The organism is Allostreptomyces psammosilenae (assembly GCF_013407765.1).
Classification (GTDB): Bacteria; Actinomycetota; Actinomycetes; order Streptomycetales; family Streptomycetaceae; genus Allostreptomyces; species Allostreptomyces psammosilenae.
Genome location: NZ_JACBZD010000001.1, coordinates 916,903 through 933,324, shown reverse-complemented (window position 1 = coordinate 933,324; position 16,422 = coordinate 916,903). Strand labels below are relative to the sequence as shown.

Sequence of the window (16,422 nt, the reverse complement as noted above, 5' to 3'; positions counted from 1 at the left end):
TGTCACTTCCTGTCGGCGTGGAAACGGTCCCGGTACTGGGAGGGCGTGATGCCGAGGTGGCGGTGGAACGTCCGGCGCATGGTCTCGGCGCTGCCGAGGCCGCAGCGGCGGGCGACCACGTCGACGGGCTCGTCCCCCTCGGCCAGCGCGCGTTGCGCCGCCTCCAGGCGCACCCGGGTGAGGTAGGCGCCGGGCGGCACGCCGAGTTCGGCGGTGAACCGGCGTTGCAGGTGGCGGGGGCTGAGCCCGGCGCACGCGGCGAGGTCCTCGATGCCGTGCCGGGCACCGGGGTCGGCGTGGATGGCCGCCACCACGGCGCGGATCGGGTCGGTGGAGGGCTGCTCGGCCCACAGCGCCTGGCTGAACTGCGACTGGCCCCCGGGACGGCGCAGGAAGAGCACCAGGTGGCGGGCGACGTCCAGCGCGACCTGGTGCCCCAGGTCCTCCGCCACCAGCGCGAGGGCCAGGTCCATGCCGGCGGTCACCCCGGCCGACGACCACACCCGCCCGTCCCTGATGAAGATCGGATCGGGGTCGACGGTGAGGTCGGGGTACTCCTCGGCGAGCCGCTCGGCGCGGGCCCAGTGCGTGGTGACCCGGCGTCCCCGCAGCAGCCCGGCCGCGGCCAGCAGGAACGCCCCGCTGCAGACCGAGGCGACCCGCCGGGCGCCGGCTCCCGCCGCCGCGATCCAGCCGGTCAGCTCCGGCTCCCGGCTGGCCTGGTAGACGCCGCCACCGCCGGCGACCACCAGGGTGTCGACGCCGCCGGGGTCCAGGGTGTCCACGCCGTGCCGGGCGTGCACCGGCAGTCCGCTGTCGGCGCCGACCGCCCCCGGGCGGCGCGCCACGATCTCACAGGTGTAGCCGCCCTCGCCCACGAGCGAGGAGGCGTGCTGGAACACCTCGTGGGGGCCGACGAGATCCAGGGACTGGAAACCGTCGAAGACCACGAGGACGACGCGGCGTTGGTTCACCCCTCCACCGTGCGGCGTCCGGCGAGATGGCGTCAACGACACGCGGCCCACAGATCGTGCCATGACGGGCGGTCACGGAACGGCGGGCGCTCGGGGGCTGGCCGGGCCGTCCCCTCGGAGGTTGACTGGGTGGGTGGACGGGTCGGCTGACGGCGGCTGACGGTCCGGGGCGGAGGCGCGGGCGGGGCGGTCGCCCGGAGGCGTCCCCGGCGCCACCGCCGCCGGGAGGGGGGATCGGTGGCGCGGAGGCTTCTCGCGGGGTTCGGCGATCGGCTGGAGCGGTGGTACGGCGCGGTCCTGGAAGCGGTGGTCGAGTGGGCGGACCGCCTCACCGAGGAGTACTCCAGGCGCGGATGGCGCTGGTTGGCGCTGGACGTGGCCGTGGCCGTGGGCGTTCCGCTGCTCGCCGTGGGCCTGGCGTACGGGGGAGCGTGGCTGAACGCCCACGGTCCCGGCTGGCCGAGCGAGTTCCTGGGCAACGTGGTGCTCTTCGTCGGCTTCGCCCTCGGGTTCTTCTCCTGCGTGCTCTACCTGCGGAGCGAGCGGTGGTTCTTCACGCAGTTCCTGGTGGGCGCGGTGAGCGGGCTCCTACTGGCCCTGGTGGTCAACGAGGTGGCCGGGACGGTGGCGCGGGACGTGATGCGCTCCCGGGGCCAGTCCACCACCTGCGAGGTGCTGGACGTGGAGGTGCAGGTCAGGACGAGCAACAGCTACGACAGCCAGGGGCGCGTCGTCTCCACCAGCACCACGACGTACTACGTGCACCGGTTGGACTGCGCGGCCGGGCGGCCGGACGAGATGACGCTCGGGGCTTCCTGGGGCGGTCCCGGGGACCGGATACGGGTGACCTACGACCCGCGCGGCCGGCTGGATCCACGGCCGACGGAGCTGGTGGAACAGGAGGGCGGCGGGCCGAACACGCTGGCGCGGGTGGCCTTCGCCTCGGCGGTCGCGCTGCGGCTCGGCTACGTCACCGTCGCCTTCGCCGGCCGCCGCCGGCGGCGCCGACAGCGGCGGCGGTGACCGCGGGCCCGGCGCGCTGTCTCCGCCGGTCCGGGCCGGGCCCGCGGTGTCAGAGGGCGACCGGGCTCGGCCCGCCGACCGGGGTGCGGGCGTGCGGCACCACCATCGGGGTGCCGGTCCGCGGGTCGGGCACGACGTCGCAGGCCAGTCCGAAGACCTCCAGGACGAGTTCCGGCGTCATCACCTCCGCCGGCGGCCCCTCGGCCACCACCCGCCCGGCGCGCATCACCACCAGGTGGGAGGCGAACCGGGCCGCCTGGTTCAGGTCGTGGAGCACCGCGACGATGGTGCGCCCCTCCCGGTGCAGCTCCGCGCAGAGCTCCAGCAGGTCGTACTGGTGCGCGATGTCCAGGTAGGTGGTCGGCTCGTCCAGCAGCAGCACCTCGGTCTGCTGCGCCAGCACCATGGCGATCCAGGCCCGCTGGCGCTGGCCACCGGACAGCTCGCCGGCCTGCGCCTCGGCGAGCTCGGTCAGGCCGGTGCGTTCCAGCGCGAAGGCGATGGCGGAGTCGTCCTCGGGAGACCACTGGCGCAGCAGCGAGTGGTGCGGGTAGCGGCCGCGCTGGACCAGCCCGCGCACGGTGATGCCGTCCGGGGCGACCGGGCTCTGCGGCAGCAGGGCGACCTGCCGGGCGGCCTCCCTGCCCCGGTAGGAGCGCAGGTCCTGGCCGTGCAGCAGGATCCGTCCGCCGTCCGGCCGCACCACCCGGGCGAGGGACTTCAGCAGCGTCGACTTGCCGCAGCCGTTCGGGCCGATGATGATCGTGAGCTCGCCGTGCGGGATGTCGAGGTCGAGATCCCGCACCACGGGGTCGCCGCCGTAGGAGATGGTCACCTCCCGCGCGCTGAGTCCCTTCCCGCGCGGCCCTGCTTCGGTGCTCACAGTGTCTTCCTTCTCCATTCCCGGATGAGCAGGTAGCCGAGGTACACGCCCCCGAGCGCCATCGTGTACACGCCCACCGGCAGGGTCCTGGGGGTGGGCAGCTGCTGCGCCGCCAGGTCGGCCAGCACCAGCAGCAGCGCGCCGACCAGCGCCGACAGCGTCAGGTGGGCGCCGGCCGCGCGGGTCAGCCGCCGGGCGATCTGCGGAGCGGTCAGCGCGATGTAGGCGATGGGGCCGGCCACGCTGACGGCCGCCGCGGAGAGCACGACGGACAGCACGACGGCGGCGACCCGGGTGTTCCTGGGCTCGGCGCCGAGGCCGCTGGCGAGTTCGTCGCCCATCTCGATGATGTCCAGGCGCCGGCCGATCAACCCGGCGGCGGGGACCACCAGCAGCAGGACCAGCCAGATCGTGGCGGCGTGGTCCCAGTCCCGGGCCTCCAGGCTGCCGTTGACGTAGGCGGTCAGCACGGTGGCCGCGTCGCGTTCCACCACGTAGACGACGTACTGGGTGAACGCGGCCGCGATCGCGGCGACGCCGATGCCGGCCACGATCAGCCGGCCCGGGCTGCGGAACCCGGTCCCGGTCGAGACGTACACCAGCAGCATGGCGAGCACGGCGCCGGCCAGGGCGCCGAGCGGCACCGGCAGCACGCCGGGCAGGAACAGCGCGGCCGCCGCGGCGCCCGCGCCGGCGCCGGCCGCCAGGCCGATCACGTCCGGGCTGCCCAGCGGGTTGCGGGTGACCGTCTGGAAGAGCGTGCCGGACAGGCCGAGCGCGGCGCCGGTGCCGATGGCGACGACGAGCCGCGGGCCGCGCAGCCGCTCGATCACGAACTCCTCCTTGCCCTCCGCGCCGCCGAGCAGCGCGGTCGGCAGTTCGGCGAGGGGGACGCCGAGCCGCCCCATGGAGAGGGTGGCCACCGCGGCCGCCAGCAGCAGCAGCGTGGTGGCCAGCGCGGCGAGCACGGACGCCCGGCGGACCGGCAGCGCCACCGCCCGTCCGAGGGTGAGCACGCCCGTACCGCGCCCGGCGCTCCTCGGCCGGACGGCCTCCGCCGCGGAGCCCGCGCCGGCCGCCGAGCCCGCGTCCTTCCCGGGAGCCGTGCCCCGCGCAGGGACGCCGCCGCCGGCGGGGGCGGCGGGGCGGGCCGTGGTCTGGTTCCCCGTCATGCGCTCCCCCTCATCCGGCGCACCGCGTACAGCAGCACCGGTGCTCCGATGAACGCGGTCACCACGCCCACCATCAGTTCCTGCGGACGCACCACCAGCCGGCCGACCACGTCCGCCAGGAGCAGCAGGGCGGGGCCGGCGATGGCCGAGAAGGCGATCTGGGCGCGGAAGTCGACGCCGACGAAGGCCCGCACGACGTGCGGGACGGCCAGGCCGACGAAGGCGATCGGGCCGACCGCCGCCGTCGCCGCGGCGCTCAGCAGCGTCGCCGCGACCAGCCCGCCCAGCCGGAGCACGACCGGGTTGGCGCCCAGCGACGTGGCCGACTCCTCGCCGAGGGCGAGGGTGTTGAGGCCGGGGGCCAGCAGCAGCGCGAGCAGCAGGCCGGCGGCGGCGAACGGCAGGACCGAGGTCAGGACGTCGAAGTCCCGGCCGCCGAGCGCCCCGACCACCCAGTAGCGGTAGCTGTCGAAGGCGTCCGGCAGGTTGAGCGTGACCGCCTGGATGTACGCCATCAGCACGGCGGAGACCACCGCGCCGGCGAGCACCAGCCGTACCACGCCGGCGTCCGAGCCGGAGCCGGCCGTGCCGATGGTGTACACCACGACTCCGGCGAGCAGGGACCCGAGCAGCGCCCACAGCACGGTGCCCGCCCCGCCGGACACCCCGAGGAAGGCCGAGGCCGTGACGATGGCGGCGGCGGCGCCCGCGTTGATCCCCAGCAGTCCGGGGTCGGCGAGCGGGTTGCGGGCGATGCCCTGCATCAGGGTCCCCGCGACGGCGAGGCAGAGCCCCGCGAGCACGCCGAGCGCCGTCCTGGGGTAGCGGCTCTCGACCACGGTCGCGGTGTAGGGGTCGGCCGTGCCGGACAGCACGTCCAGCACCTCGCCGAGCGAGGTGGCCTTGCTGCCGAACATGACGCTCGCGGCGAGCGCGAGCGCCAGCACGAGCAGCCCGGCGATCAGGGAGGACAACACCCGCCGGGCGGTGCCGGGGCGCGTGGCGCCGGCACCGCCCGGGCGGGCGTGCGTGTCACTGGTGGTCACTTGGGGGCGCCGCCGTGTCCGTCAGTCGCCGACCTTGGCGACGGCCTCGTCGATCAGCGGCAGGTAGCGGTCGATGACCCACGGGACGGTCAGCGGGTTGATGATCGAGGAGGCGGTGACGAACGGGGTGTCGTTGCTGGTCACCAGGGAGCCGCGCTGGACGGCGGGGATCGCGGCGTACAGCGGCTGGGCCTCGATCTCCGCGCGGGCGGCGTCGTCCATGTAGAACGTGAAGATCAGGTCGCTGTCGGCCAGCTTGTCGGCGTTCTCCAGGCCGATCAGCGCGGAGTCCGTGCCCTCGACCTCCTCGAAGGTGCTCACCACCGGGTCGACGGTGAGGCCGAGGGAGGAGACCATCTCCACCCGCTGCTCCTCCGGCAGGAACACCCCGAGGGTGCCGGGGCCGGTGTTGTAGATGTAGGAGAAGGTGAGGCCCTCGTACTCCGGGCGGGAGGCGGCGGCCTCGGCGAGCTGGTCCTCGATCTCGGAGATCAGCACCTCGGCCTGGTCGGGCTGGCCGAGCGCCTTGGCGATGATCTCGATCTGCTCGTCCCAGTTGGTGCTCCACGCCAGGTCCGGGTACGCGACGGTGGGCGCGATGTCGGACAGGACGTCGAACTGCTCCTGGGTGATCCCGGACCACGGGGCGAGGATCACGTCGGGTTCGAGCTCGATGATCGTGTCGTAGTCGATGTTCTCGGCCCCCTCGAACTGCGTCGGCAGCTCGTCGCCGGCCGCGGTGACCGCCTCGTGGATCCACGGCAGGTAGCCGGTCTCGTCGCTGCCCCACGGGTAGCTCTCGATGCCCACGGGCGTGTGGCCGAGCGCGATGGCGGTCTCCGCCGAGCCCTGCCCCAGCGTGACGACGCGTTCGGGCTGCTCCTCGATCACGGCCTCGCCGAGCGCGCTGTCGATGGTGACCGGGAACGCACCGTCACCGGCCGCCGCGGAAGGCTCCGCCGCCGGCTCCTCCTCGGCGGCGCAGCCGCTCAGGACGAGCGCGATCGCGGCGGCGGCCGCGGCGAAGGTGACGGAGTGACGACGCGGGCGTATGGCGGGGGACGACATGGGTGTTCCTCGGGTTTCTCAGTGCATAGGTAAGCCTAAGCTGACCATATCGCACCCGTTCGGCACCACCCCCCACCCCCACCCCCTGCCACCCACCCGGCTCCCCAGCCACCTGTCTCCGGCTCCGCGAGCGCCCGGGAACGCGGCGGCCCCCGGGGCACCGGGGTGCCCCGGGGGCCGGGTCGGCGTGCGGGAGGGTGGTCAGCCGCCGGGCGAGGACCGCTTCAGGGCGTCCTTGGTGCGGTCGACCAGGGACGCGAACGGGCCCACGGTCCACTGGGCGGCGGGGGATCCGGCCGCGGTGGGGTGCGGGTGGGTGGGGGCGATCCGCTCCACCGTGCGCAGCCGCGCGCCCATCTTGCCGCGCTGCGCCTCGTCGCACTCCTGGAGCACGGCGGGGAACTCCTCGCGCTCCTCCTGCTCGGCGTGGTCGATGACGGACCGCTCGAAGTCGACCAGCAGGGCGTCGAACTCCGGGCTGCTGACGTCCATATCCTCCAGTTGCGCGAGGACCTTGTTGGCCTCCTCCTCCTCGTGGTTGCGGGCGTCGACCTCCGCCTCCCCGGCCGCCTTCTTCGCGACCGGACGCAGCACCATCTCCTCCGCCGTCTCGTGCACCGCGAGCAGGGCCCTCAGCTCGTCGAACGCCTGCTGCTTGTGCTCGCCCTCCGCGCTCTTGACGTCGGTGAACAGGTCGCGGATGCGGGCATGCTGGGCGAGCAGGATGCCGATCACGTCGTCCTCGGGAAGCCGCGCGGCCTCCTCGCGTTCCGTCCTGGCGGTGCTCATGGCACGGCCCTCCGTCGTGTCGGGAAGTCACCTTCTCTCCCTGGAGCCGATGACCCTGCTCGCGCGAGGCAAACACCGGGAACCCGTCGCGGGCCGGTTCGGCGTCGCTCAGGCGGTCGCGGCGAGGTCGTCGAACATGGCCAGCAGGGCCCGCTCGTCCGCCGTCGGCACCGGCTGGCCGCCGCACAGCGGCTGCTCCGCCCACACGGTCTTGCCCTCCCGCATGTAGCGCGCGCCCCAGCTGCGGCTGAACTGGGCGACCAGGAACAGGCCGCGGCCGCCCTCCTCGGTCACCGCCGCCCGGCGGATTCGCGGCGAGGTGTTGCTGCGGTCGGAGACCTCGCAGATCAGGCCCTCGTCGCGGAGCAGGCGCAGCGAGATCGGCCCGCCGCCGCCGTAGCGGACGGCGTTGGTGACCAGCTCGCTGACCACCAGCTCGGTGCTGTACTCCAGGTCGGTCAGCTCCCACTCGGTGAGCTGCCGGGCGACGAGCGTGCGGGCCCGCCCCACCATCGAGGGCTCCGACGGGAACTCCCACTGCGCCACCTTGTCGGAGGGCATGGCGTGGGTGCGGGCCAGCAGCACGGCGACGTCGTCGCGCGGCCCCGTGGGCGGCAGCGTGCCGATCAGCGCCTCGCAGGCCGCCTCCAGCGAGGGATCGGCGCGGTCCGCCAGCCGCTGCAGCAGCAGGTGGACGCCCTGCTCCACGTCCAGGCGGTCGGGCCCGCTCTTGAGCAGGCCGTCGGTGTAGAGGGCGAGCACGCTGCCCTCGGGGAGGACGGTCTCGCCCGACTCGTAGGGGCACAGTCCGCCGAGGCCCAGCGGGGGGCCGGTGGGCAGCTCCAGCAGCCGCACCCGCCCGTCCGGGCCGACCAGCGCCGGCGGCGGGTGGCCGGCGCGCGAGGCGGTGCAGCGCCGCGACACCGGGTCGTAGACGGCGTACAGGCAGGTCGCGCCGGTCGCCGGGTCCTCGGCGTCCGCCGGGCCGCCGGGGGACCGGCTCACCAGGTCGTCGAGGTGGGCCAGGACCTCCTCCGGCGGCAGGTCGAGGTCGGCCAGGGTGCGCACGGCGGTGCGCAGCCGGCCCATGGTGGCCGCCGCCTGCAGGCCGTGGCCGGCGACGTCCCCGACCACCAGCGCCACGCGCATGCCGGACAGCGGGATCACGTCGAACCAGTCGCCGCCCACGCCGTCCTGGGCGCCGGCCGGGAGGTAGCGGTGGGCGACGTCCACCGCGGGCAGCCGTGGGGTCTCGTGCGGCAGCAGGCTGCGCTGGAGCGTGACCGAGGCGTCCCGCTCCCGGGTGAACCGCCGGGCGTTGTCCACGCACACGCCGGCCCGGGCGGCCAGTTCCCCGGCCAGGGCGAGGTCGTCCTGCTCGTAGGGGCGTGCCCGGCCCAGGCGGTAGAACCCGGCGACGCCCAGGACCGCGCCCCGGGCGGTGAGCGGCGCGGCCAGGTAGGAGTGGACCCCCTCGCCGAGCAGGTCGACCGGGTGTGCCGTCCCCACGGTCGGCGCGGCCCGGGCGGCGGTCGGCACCGTCTCCATCACCGGCGTGCCGCCGGTCAGGCAGCGTGCCTGCGGGGTTCCGGCGAGGTACCGGACCTGCGTGCCGATGCCGTCGACCCGCGGCGCCTCCGGGCCCCGCGCCGCCCTGGCCGCCACCCGCCGCAGCGGCGCCCCGGCGCCGACCGGTGCCCGCGGCGGTTCCTCGCCCCGGTACACCTGCTCCAGCAGGTCGACCACCATCACGTCGGCCAGCCGCGGGACGGCCACCTCGGCCAGTTCCTCGACGGTGCGCCGCATGTCCAGGGTGGTGCCGATGCGCACGCCGGCCTCGTTGAGCAGGGACAGCCGCTGCCGGGCCGCCACGGCGTAGCGGCCGACGCGCGGCTCCCCCACCATCAGCAGCCACTCCTCGGGGCCGCCGGCGGGCTGGGCCGGCGGCGGCTGCCCCGCCGCGGGCCGCGCCCGGATTCCGGAGGGCGGCTCCGCGGGCTCCGTCGGCGGTGCGGCCGGCTCCGCGGGTGGTGCGGCCGACTCCGCGCGGGCTGCCGGGCCCGCGGGGGGCGGGGGCGCCAGCAGGGGCACGACGGCGCCGTCCGGGGCCGTCGCCATCTGGGGCTGCCGAGCCGGCGGCGCCTGCGCGTCCGAGGCGGCGAGTGTGGTGCCGCCGCCCCCGCTGCGGTCCCGGAAGCTCACCTCCACGGCGGCGCCCTCGGCGTCCCCGTGGTGCAGCGGGCGGCGGCGGAGCACCGCCAGCCGTCCGCCGGAGAGCGGCACCTCGTGGAAGGTGGCGTGCTCCGCGGAGATCAGCTCGGTGGCGCTCTCCAGCAGCGCCATCCGCTCCGACGGCGCCAGGCGGGGGGCCGCCTCCCCTGCCTCGGTGAGCCGCCCGGAGGTGAGGTCGAGCACGGCGTGCTCCCCCCGGGCGCGGGCGCGCAGGAAGGCGTGGGTGAGGGCGCGTTCCCGTTCCGTGCTCAGCTCCAGCAGGCGCTGGCCGATCCGCTGGGTGGCCTCGCCGAGGACGACCGCCATCCGGGGCTCGGCCTGTTCGCGGGGGATGGAGAGGTTGACCGCGCCCTGGACGGTGCCGCCGACGGGATCCCGCACCGGGGAGGCCATGCAGGTCAGCGCCTGGAGGCTGTGCAGGAAGTGCTCCTCGCCGATCACCACGAAGGGCGCGCGGGTGCTCAGCACCATGGAGACGCTGCTGGTGCCCATGAACCGCTCGTCGCAGCTCGCCCCGGGCACCAGCGAGGCGGCGTCCATCATCTCCAGCGCCGCCGGGTCACCGCGCCGGTCCACGATGCGGGCCTGGGCGTCGGCCAGCACCACGGTGACCGGCATGCCGGCGAAGTGGCCGCACAGCTGCTCCAGGACGGGTGCCGCCGCCCGGATCAGCCGGGCGTCCGGATCCAGGTCGCCCTCGACGGGGAGCGCCACCCCCTCCTGGCTGATCCCGAGCTGCCGGGAGCGCTGCCAGGAGGCGAGGATCTCCGCGCGGACCTCGGCGTCGGACGGCTCGGCGCCACCGCCGGCGAGGCGGGTCCGGGCGCGCGCCAGCTCTTCGGTCAGGCTCCACGAGTCAGTCATCGCGGCCACGTCCTGTCCCTTGGGGTCGACTCCCACGGAGCCGCGGCCTGTGACCGTCAGTATAGGACGAAACGAACATGTGACACATATGCCAACATCTCCCCGCGGACCGTTCAGCCATCCCGGGCACCCCCTCCGACGCGGACCGACAGCCGGCGCACCGGCTCGGACCACGCCTCCGGATCGAGCCAGGGAAAGGTGTGCGCCCCGGGCACCTCGACGCACTCGCCGTCCGGTGCCAGGCCGGCGAGCCGCCGGGCCCAGCGCGCCGTGCCGATCACGTCGTCCCGGCCGTGGATGACGAGCACCGGCACCCGCAGCCGCGCCACGGCCTCCTCCAGCGCGTCGTCGAGGTGGGCGCGCGCCGTGTGCACCAGCCGACGGGGGCCCGCCCGACGCCACTCGGCACGGTGCACCCGGGTCAGCCCGGGCGGCTCCCGGCGGCCGTCCCACAGCCACCGCGCCAGCAGGCGCAGCGGCCCCCGGGCCGCCGGGTCCACGGTCGGGCTGGCCAGCACCACGGCGGCGACGTCCGTCCGGCCGATCGCGACCCGGGCGGCGACCTGGGTGCCGCTGGAGTGCCCGGCGAGCAGCACCGGCCCGAGGCGCTGGGCGGTCAGCCAGTCGGCCACGCAGCGGCCGAACTCCGGCACGGACAGCTCGTGCGGGGGATCCCCGCTGCCGCCGAACCCGGGCAGCTCGACGAGCGTGGCGCGGGTCCACCGCCCGAGGGCCAGCAGACCCGGCATCAGGTAGTCGGCCACGCCCATGCCCTGGACGAGGACGACCTCCGGGGTCGCCGGGCGCCGCCGGCCCACGCTGCGGGCGCGCATCCGGCCGAGCACGCCGTCGTGGTGGCTGGTGGTGACCTCGGCGGGGCCGGGCGGGTTCGGGCCGTTCACCCGGAATCCGGACGCACGGGCTCGAAGCGGGCCATCCGGGCCGGTTCGCCGTCGCCCGCCTGGTCGAGGAACTCGTCCAGCTCCGCCAGCGTGAGCGGGGACGGCGGCGGCAGGTGCCGCGGCTGGGCGGCCAGGGCGGGCCCGTACCGCAGCGTGCTGCCGATGTCCTCGGGGAAGGTCCGCTCGTCCACGCCGATGGTGCCGCCGGCCAGGCGGGCGCACCGGTCGGCCAGCCCGCGCCAGCGCGCCGCCGGCACCAGGCCGATCGAGCGCACCCCGTTGGAGAACAGGTTCACGTCGACGCGGTCGTACTGCTCGGCCCGGCACAGGTAGCGGGTGAGCGTGCGGTAGGACGGGCGGGTGGTGAACTGCAGCCAGAACGGCACGGCGCCCAGGCGCGCCGCCCAGTACGGCTCCCACTGGTTGTAGGTCTCCACCAGCAGCCGGTCCGCGGGCAGCCCGCGGCGCGCGTACCACCAGCGGTGCAGATCGGCGACCAGGGGGCTGAGGTGCTCGGGCTCGGCCACCCGGATCCGGCGGACGCGGAAGCCTCGCCGGGCGGCCAGCGCGGCGACGTCCGCGGTGAGCGTGTCGTCGTAGCCCCACTCGGCCTCCGGGTACCGCTCGTCGGTCGGCGGCGCCGGCCACCGGCGCAGCGGCGAGCCCTGGGCGGCGAGGTACCGCGCCACGGGGTCGCCCCCCGCCGCGTACTCCTGCGGGGACATCCCGCCGAGCGCCCCGAACTGGAACCGCTGCCGGTCGCCGAGGCGGGTCGTCGGCCAGGTCAGGGTGCAGTCGACGACGAAGATCGTCGCGCCCGGGGCCAGCCGCTGCTCCAGGAAGCGGGTGAGCGTCCGGCCCAGCCGCAACCGCTTGAAGCGGTAGTACAGGAAGCGCACCAGCATCGCCCGGTCCTGGTTGGGATCGTGCATGTGGCACAGCGCCAGTTCCGGGTTGGCCTCGACCAGGTGCTCGCCCAGCGCCCGGCCGGCCCGCAGCGCCACGTCCGGCCGGTCCGGGTCCACCCGGGCGCGCACCGGCACCAGGAACGTCTGCGGCAGCACCGGGGCGCGCAGCGCCGCGGCCAGGTGGACGGCGGCGCCGCTGACCGAGCCCACGAACGCGGCCGGATACGGGCCCGGGCCGTAGCGGTCGGCCGTCCAGGCGGCGAGGTCCTCCCCGCGCAGCCCGCTCACCCGGGAGGGCGGCGAGGCCTGCAGGGAGGCCGTGCCGACGAAGGCGCCGCGCCGGACCGGGGCGGGCAGCCGCGAGGCGAGGCCGGCGAGCGCGGCGGAACCGGGCGCCAGGCCGAGCGCGCCGGCCGGGCGGTCCCGCAGGGCGCGGCTGGTCACCCGCACCGCCGCGGCCGAGGAATCGAAGTCGCACAGCAGTCGGGCGGTGCGCGGATGGTGTCGCAAGCGGAGCTCCCCGAGGTCGGTGTAGTCGGTCAGGCACGCTGGGCGATCTGGTACCGCGCGCCGAGGTCCGGCTCGTCGGCGCGGGCGAGCTCCTGCACGACGCGGTAGCGCGTGAGCAGGTCGCCGAGCACCTCCCTGGTGCGCTCCTTCGGCATGTCGGCGGTGCGCGCCACCTCGTCGAGGTGGACGGCGCCGCCGCCGGCCGACTCTGCCTCGGCCACGGCCTGGAACACCCGCTGGTGCTCCGGCGGCATCTCCGGCTGCGAGCCGCGGCCGGCCAGGTCCCCGGGGCCGGTCGGCACCCCGGTGGTCCTCCGGGGTTCCTGGGCGGCCGGGCCGGGCGGGGGTGTCGGACGCGTCTGGGCGTGCTGCTTGCCGCGCTCCCGGGCCCGCAGCCGTTCCTCGTGGCTGGCGGCCTCGTCGCCGCGCAGGTGGTGCCGCTGCTTGGAGGCGCCCGTGGTGGTGCCGGCCTCGCTGGGCGCGTGTCCGGTGGCCCGGGCGCCGCGCGCCGCCTGGCGGCGCTGTTCCTCGTCGCCTTCCATCTTCTTCCGAACCATGGCGGCTTCCTTCCGGTGTCGACTCCCTGCCCGGCTTCCCCCGATGGGGAGGCTGATGCGTCCGCCGGGCGAGTCACGACGGGCGGCCTCCGCCGTCGGAGCGGCGGGCGGGTCGGATTGGCGGGCGTCCCCGCGGGCAGACGCGCGGCGACGAACACGGCACGAGAGCCCGACCGGAGCGAGCGGAGGCGAGGCGCGATGCAGATCGACCCCACCCCACCGAACCCGATCAGCGACGCCTGGAACACCGTGGCCAGCTACGGCTCCTACGAGGAGGCGCAGACCGCGGTCGACCGGCTCGCCGACGAGCGGTTCCCGGTGGAGCACCTGGACATCATCGGTTCCGACCTGCGCCTGGTGGAGCGGGTCACCGGCCGGCTCACCAAGGGCCGGGCGGCCGCCGTGGGCGCCGGCGGCGGCGCCTGGTTCGGGCTGTTCATCGGCCTGCTGGTGGGGCTGTTCACCACCGGCGCCGCCTGGCTGGGGCTGGTCCTCGGCGGTGTGCTGATCGGCGCGCTGTGGGGCGCGGTGTTCGGTTTCGTCGGCCACGCCGCGACCGGCGGCCGGCGGGACTTCTCCTCCGTGCAGTCGCTGGCCGCCGCCCGCTACGACGTCATCGCGCGCGGCGGCCGGGCCGAGGAGGCCCGGGGCGTGCTCCAGCGCGCCGGTCTGACCGGCGCCGGGTAGCCCGCCGGCCGGCCTCCCGGAAGGCGGGGCGGGCGAGCGGGGCGGGCGACCTCGGCGGTCAGCGGCGAAGGTCGCGCAGGGCCGAGCGGGCGGCGTTGTAGCCGCACATGCCGTGCACCCCGGCGCCGGGCGGGGTGGCGGCCGAGCACAGGTAGACCCCGGGGACGCCGGTGCGGTAGGGGTCGAGCGCCACCCGGGGCCGCAGCGCGAGCTGGAGCGGGGTGTTGGCCCCGGTCAGGATGTCGCCGCCGAGGTAGTTCGGGTTGTGCGCGGCCATCTCGGTGGTGCTGCGGACCGCCGTGGCGACGATCCGCTCCCGGAAGCCGGGGGCGAAGCGCTCCACCTGGTTCAGGATGGCCTCGGTGGCGTCGCCGGTGTAGCCGTGCGGGACGTGCGCGTAGGCGTAGACCGGGTGGAGGTCGCCGCGGGAGCGCCCCGGGTCGGCGAGGTACTGCTGGGAGAGCAGCACGAACGGCCGCTCCGGCATCCGCCCCCGGTTGATCTCCCGCTCGGTGTGCACCACCTCCTCCAGGGGGCCGCCGAGGTGCACGGTGCCCGCCCGGCGGCAGTCCTCGTTGGTCCACGGCACGCCGCCCTCCACGGCGAGGTCGAGCTTGAACGCGCCGGGGCCGTGCCGCCAGCTCCGGTAGGCGCGGCGCACCCGCGCGGGCATGCGGTCCCCGCAGATGTCGGCCGCGGCGGCCGGGGCGACGTCCAGCAGGACGGTCCGCGCCGGTGGGAGCTGGTCCAGCGAGGTGACCCGGACGCCCGTCTCGATCGTGCCGCCGAGCTCCGTCAGGCAGGCGGCCAGGGCGTCGGTGATGGTGCGGGAGCCGCCGCGGGCGACCGGCCAGCCGTGGCTGTGCCCGGCCGCCACGAACATCAGCCCCATGGCCGCCGTGGTGGGGCTGGTCAGCGGGTGGAAGGCGTGCGCCGCGGTCCCGGCGAACAGGGCGCGGGCCGCCGGCCCGGTCCAGCGGCGGGCGACGGCGGTGGCCGGCTGGAGGGCGCGCGGGCCGAACCGGGCGAGGTGGACCGGGTGCGCCGGCAGGTGCGTCACCGGCCGCAGCAGGTCCTCCACCAGGGCGTCGAACCCCGTGGCCAGCGGGGCGAACAGGCGGCGCCAGGCCGGTCCGTCGGCGCCGAGCCGGGCGGCGGTCTCCGCGACGGAGCGCAGCATCACGCCGGCCCGGCCGTCGTCCAGCGGGTGCGCCAGTTCCACCTCGGGCCACAGCCAGGTCACGCCGTGCCGCTCCAGCCCGAGGGAGCGCAGGAACGGCGAGGCGGCGCCCATGGGGTGGACCGCCGAGCAGTGGTCGTGCAGCAGCCCGGGCAGGGTGAGCTCGCCGCTGCGGGTGCCGCCGCCGATCTCGTCGGCGGCCTCCAGGACGGTCACCGCGAGGCCCGCCCGGGCCAGGGCGACGGCGCCGGCCAGCCCGTTGGGGCCGGCCCCGACCACGACCGCGTCGGTCATCGGCGGCCCACCTCCCCGGTGGCGGAGAAGCCCTCGGCGTCCACTGGTCCCCCTTCGCTGCGCCCGACCGCCGCGTCCACGGCGCGCGCCACGCTACCGCGGCGGCCCCGCGGCGCCCCCGCGGGGGCCGGGCGCCGGCGGCGGCCCGTGTCGTGGTCGTGATCCGACCGGGTATTGACGTGGCCTGGATCACGCGCATACGTTGAGGACACCTGAAGGTAACGCGCGTTACTAAAGCGCGTAACCGTTCGTTTCCGGGTATCCCGGCCGTCTCGGAGGATGGAAAGTGGCCACCAACAGGGCGCCTCGCGTGACCATGAGCGACGTCGCCCGCCATGCCGGCGTCTCCCGGACCACGGTCTCGTTCGTTCTCAACGACCGCGCCGACGCCAACATCTCCGAGGAGACCCGCCGGCGCATCTGGGCCTCGATCGAGTCGCTGGGCTACCGCCCCAACGCCGGCGCCCGCGCCCTGGCCGCGAAGCGGAGCGACTGCTACGGGCTGATCAGCGAGATCGCCACGGCGCCGTTCGCGGTCGACGTGATCAAGGGCGCCCAGGACCGGGCCTGGGCCGACCGCAAGTTCCTGCTGATCGCCGCCACCGAGGGCGACCCGGCGATGGAGGCCGCCGCGCTGGACAAGCTGCTCCAGCAGCGGGTCGAGGGCGTGCTGTACGCCACCACCTGGCACCGCCCGGTCACCCTGCCGCCGGCCGCGCGGGAGGTGCCGACCGTCCTGGTGCACTGCTTCGACGCCGACGGGGTCATGCCCTCGGTGGTGCCGGACGAGGTGATGGGCGGGTACCGGGCGACCCGGCGGCTGCTCGACGCCGGCCACGAGCGGATCGGGCTGATCAACCTGGACCCGCGGATCCCGGCCGCCGTCGGCCGCCGGGCGGGGTACGAGCGGGCCCTGCGGGAGGCCGGCGTCCCGGTCGCCGAGGACCTCGTGCTGTGCGGCCACGCCACCGCCGACGGCGGCTACGCGGCGGCCTGCGAACTGCTGGACCGCGCGGAGCGACCGACCGCGCTGTTCTGCGCCAATGATCGGATGGCGATGGGCGCCTACGACGCCATCAAGGAACGGGGGCTCACCATCCCCGAGGACGTCGCCGTCATCGGCTTCGACAACCAGGAGCTGATCTCCGCCTACCTGCGGCCGGGTCTGACCACGGTCGCGCTCCCCTTCGAGGCCATGGGCATCAAGGGGGTCGACATGCTCGCCGCTCTCACAGCGGGACAGCCGCTCGGCACCACGCCGGTGACGATCGACTGCCCGCTGATCGAACGCTCGTCGGTCTGACCGCGAATCAGGCCGTCGAGGAATCTCTCA

The 16,422-nt window shown here is 75.6% G+C and carries 14 protein-coding genes; 3 read left to right on the top strand and 11 right to left on the bottom strand.

The window, feature by feature from the left end:
• Positions 1–2 precede the first annotated feature (2 nt).
• Entirely contained in the window at positions 3–974 is a 972-nt protein-coding gene (locus FHU37_RS03715; protein WP_179812789.1) for a GlxA family transcriptional regulator, read from the bottom strand.
• A gap of 237 nt (positions 975–1,211) precedes the next feature.
• On the opposite strand from FHU37_RS03715, the gene FHU37_RS03710 reads away from it, so the two are divergent.
• Positions 1,212–1,997: a hypothetical protein gene (locus FHU37_RS03710; RefSeq protein ID WP_179812788.1), complete on the top strand. Its 786-nt coding sequence runs from the start codon at positions 1,212–1,214 to the stop codon at positions 1,995–1,997.
• A 49-nt stretch (positions 1,998–2,046) separates the two neighbouring features.
• On the opposite strand, the gene FHU37_RS03705 is transcribed toward FHU37_RS03710, so the two are convergent.
• From FHU37_RS03705 to FHU37_RS03665, 9 genes are all read right to left on the bottom strand, one after another.
• Positions 2,047–2,898, bottom strand: a complete 852-nt coding sequence (locus FHU37_RS03705; protein WP_179812787.1) for an ABC transporter ATP-binding protein — start codon at positions 2,896–2,898, stop codon at positions 2,047–2,049.
• Positions 2,877–4,052: a FecCD family ABC transporter permease gene (locus FHU37_RS03700; RefSeq protein ID WP_179812786.1), complete on the bottom strand. Its 1,176-nt coding sequence runs from the start codon at positions 4,050–4,052 to the stop codon at positions 2,877–2,879. The genes FHU37_RS03705 and FHU37_RS03700 overlap by 22 nt, the downstream gene beginning before the upstream one ends.
• Positions 4,049–5,098 carry a FecCD family ABC transporter permease gene (locus FHU37_RS03695; RefSeq protein ID WP_179812785.1) on the bottom strand — a complete coding sequence of 350 codons (1,050 nt, stop codon included), beginning with the start codon at positions 5,096–5,098 and terminating at the stop codon, positions 4,049–4,051. Before FHU37_RS03695 ends, FHU37_RS03700 begins: the two co-directional genes overlap by 4 nt.
• Before the next feature lie 21 nt (positions 5,099–5,119).
• Positions 5,120–6,166, bottom strand: coding sequence for an iron-siderophore ABC transporter substrate-binding protein (locus FHU37_RS03690; RefSeq protein ID WP_179812784.1), 1,047 nt, complete (start codon positions 6,164–6,166; stop codon positions 5,120–5,122).
• 201 nt (positions 6,167–6,367) lie between these two features.
• Entirely contained in the window at positions 6,368–6,955 is a 588-nt protein-coding gene (locus FHU37_RS03685) for a hemerythrin domain-containing protein (protein WP_179812783.1), read from the bottom strand.
• Between the two features lie 108 nt (positions 6,956–7,063).
• The gene (locus tag FHU37_RS03680) at positions 7,064–10,051 is read right to left on the bottom strand and encodes a SpoIIE family protein phosphatase (protein ID WP_179812782.1); all 2,988 of its coding nucleotides are present in this window, start codon (positions 10,049–10,051) and stop codon (positions 7,064–7,066) included.
• 113 nt (positions 10,052–10,164) lie between these two features.
• Complete coding sequence (locus FHU37_RS03675; protein ID WP_218903925.1) at positions 10,165–10,953, bottom strand: alpha/beta fold hydrolase; 789 nt, start codon at positions 10,951–10,953, stop codon at positions 10,165–10,167.
• On the bottom strand, positions 10,950–12,371 hold the full coding sequence (locus FHU37_RS03670) for a hypothetical protein (RefSeq protein WP_179812781.1): 1,422 nt from the start codon (positions 12,369–12,371) through the stop codon (positions 10,950–10,952). The genes FHU37_RS03675 and FHU37_RS03670 overlap by 4 nt, the downstream gene beginning before the upstream one ends.
• A gap of 29 nt (positions 12,372–12,400) precedes the next feature.
• Positions 12,401–12,928, bottom strand: coding sequence for a hypothetical protein (locus FHU37_RS03665; RefSeq protein ID WP_179812780.1), 528 nt, complete (start codon positions 12,926–12,928; stop codon positions 12,401–12,403).
• Between the two features lie 198 nt (positions 12,929–13,126).
• Between FHU37_RS03665 and FHU37_RS03660 the strand changes: the two genes are divergently transcribed.
• The gene (locus FHU37_RS03660; protein WP_179812779.1) at positions 13,127–13,615 is read left to right on the top strand and encodes a YflT domain-containing protein; all 489 of its coding nucleotides are present in this window, start codon (positions 13,127–13,129) and stop codon (positions 13,613–13,615) included.
• Between the two features lie 58 nt (positions 13,616–13,673).
• On the opposite strand, the gene FHU37_RS03655 is transcribed toward FHU37_RS03660, so the two are convergent.
• Positions 13,674–15,089 (bottom strand): phytoene desaturase family protein, encoded by a 1,416-nt coding sequence (locus FHU37_RS03655; RefSeq protein WP_179812778.1) that lies wholly within the window; start codon positions 15,087–15,089, stop codon positions 13,674–13,676.
• A 316-nt stretch (positions 15,090–15,405) separates the two neighbouring features.
• Here FHU37_RS03655 and FHU37_RS03650 point away from each other — a divergent pair, with 316 nt between their 5' ends.
• Positions 15,406–16,392 carry a LacI family DNA-binding transcriptional regulator gene (locus FHU37_RS03650; protein ID WP_179815997.1) on the top strand — a complete coding sequence of 329 codons (987 nt, stop codon included), beginning with the start codon at positions 15,406–15,408 and terminating at the stop codon, positions 16,390–16,392.
• Positions 16,393–16,422 lie beyond the last annotated feature (30 nt).

Coding starts and splice junctions, on each gene's coding strand:
- FHU37_RS03705 (WP_179812787.1), bottom strand. CDS start 2,898: ATGGAGAAGGAAGACACTGTGAGCACCGAAGCAGGGCCGCGCGGGAAG.
- FHU37_RS03700 (WP_179812786.1), bottom strand. CDS start 4,052: ATGACGGGGAACCAGACCACGGCCCGCCCCGCCGCCCCCGCCGGCGGC.
- FHU37_RS03690 (WP_179812784.1), bottom strand. CDS start 6,166: ATGTCGTCCCCCGCCATACGCCCGCGTCGTCACTCCGTCACCTTCGCC.
- FHU37_RS03685 (WP_179812783.1), bottom strand. CDS start 6,955: ATGAGCACCGCCAGGACGGAACGCGAGGAGGCCGCGCGGCTTCCCGAG.
- FHU37_RS03680 (WP_179812782.1), bottom strand. CDS start 10,051: ATGACTGACTCGTGGAGCCTGACCGAAGAGCTGGCGCGCGCCCGGACC.
- FHU37_RS03665 (WP_179812780.1), bottom strand. CDS start 12,928: ATGGTTCGGAAGAAGATGGAAGGCGACGAGGAACAGCGCCGCCAGGCG.
- FHU37_RS03660 (WP_179812779.1), top strand. CDS start 13,127: ATGCAGATCGACCCCACCCCACCGAACCCGATCAGCGACGCCTGGAAC.
- FHU37_RS03655 (WP_179812778.1), bottom strand. CDS start 15,089: ATGACCGACGCGGTCGTGGTCGGGGCCGGCCCCAACGGGCTGGCCGGC.
- FHU37_RS03650 (WP_179815997.1), top strand. CDS start 15,406: ATGAGCGACGTCGCCCGCCATGCCGGCGTCTCCCGGACCACGGTCTCG.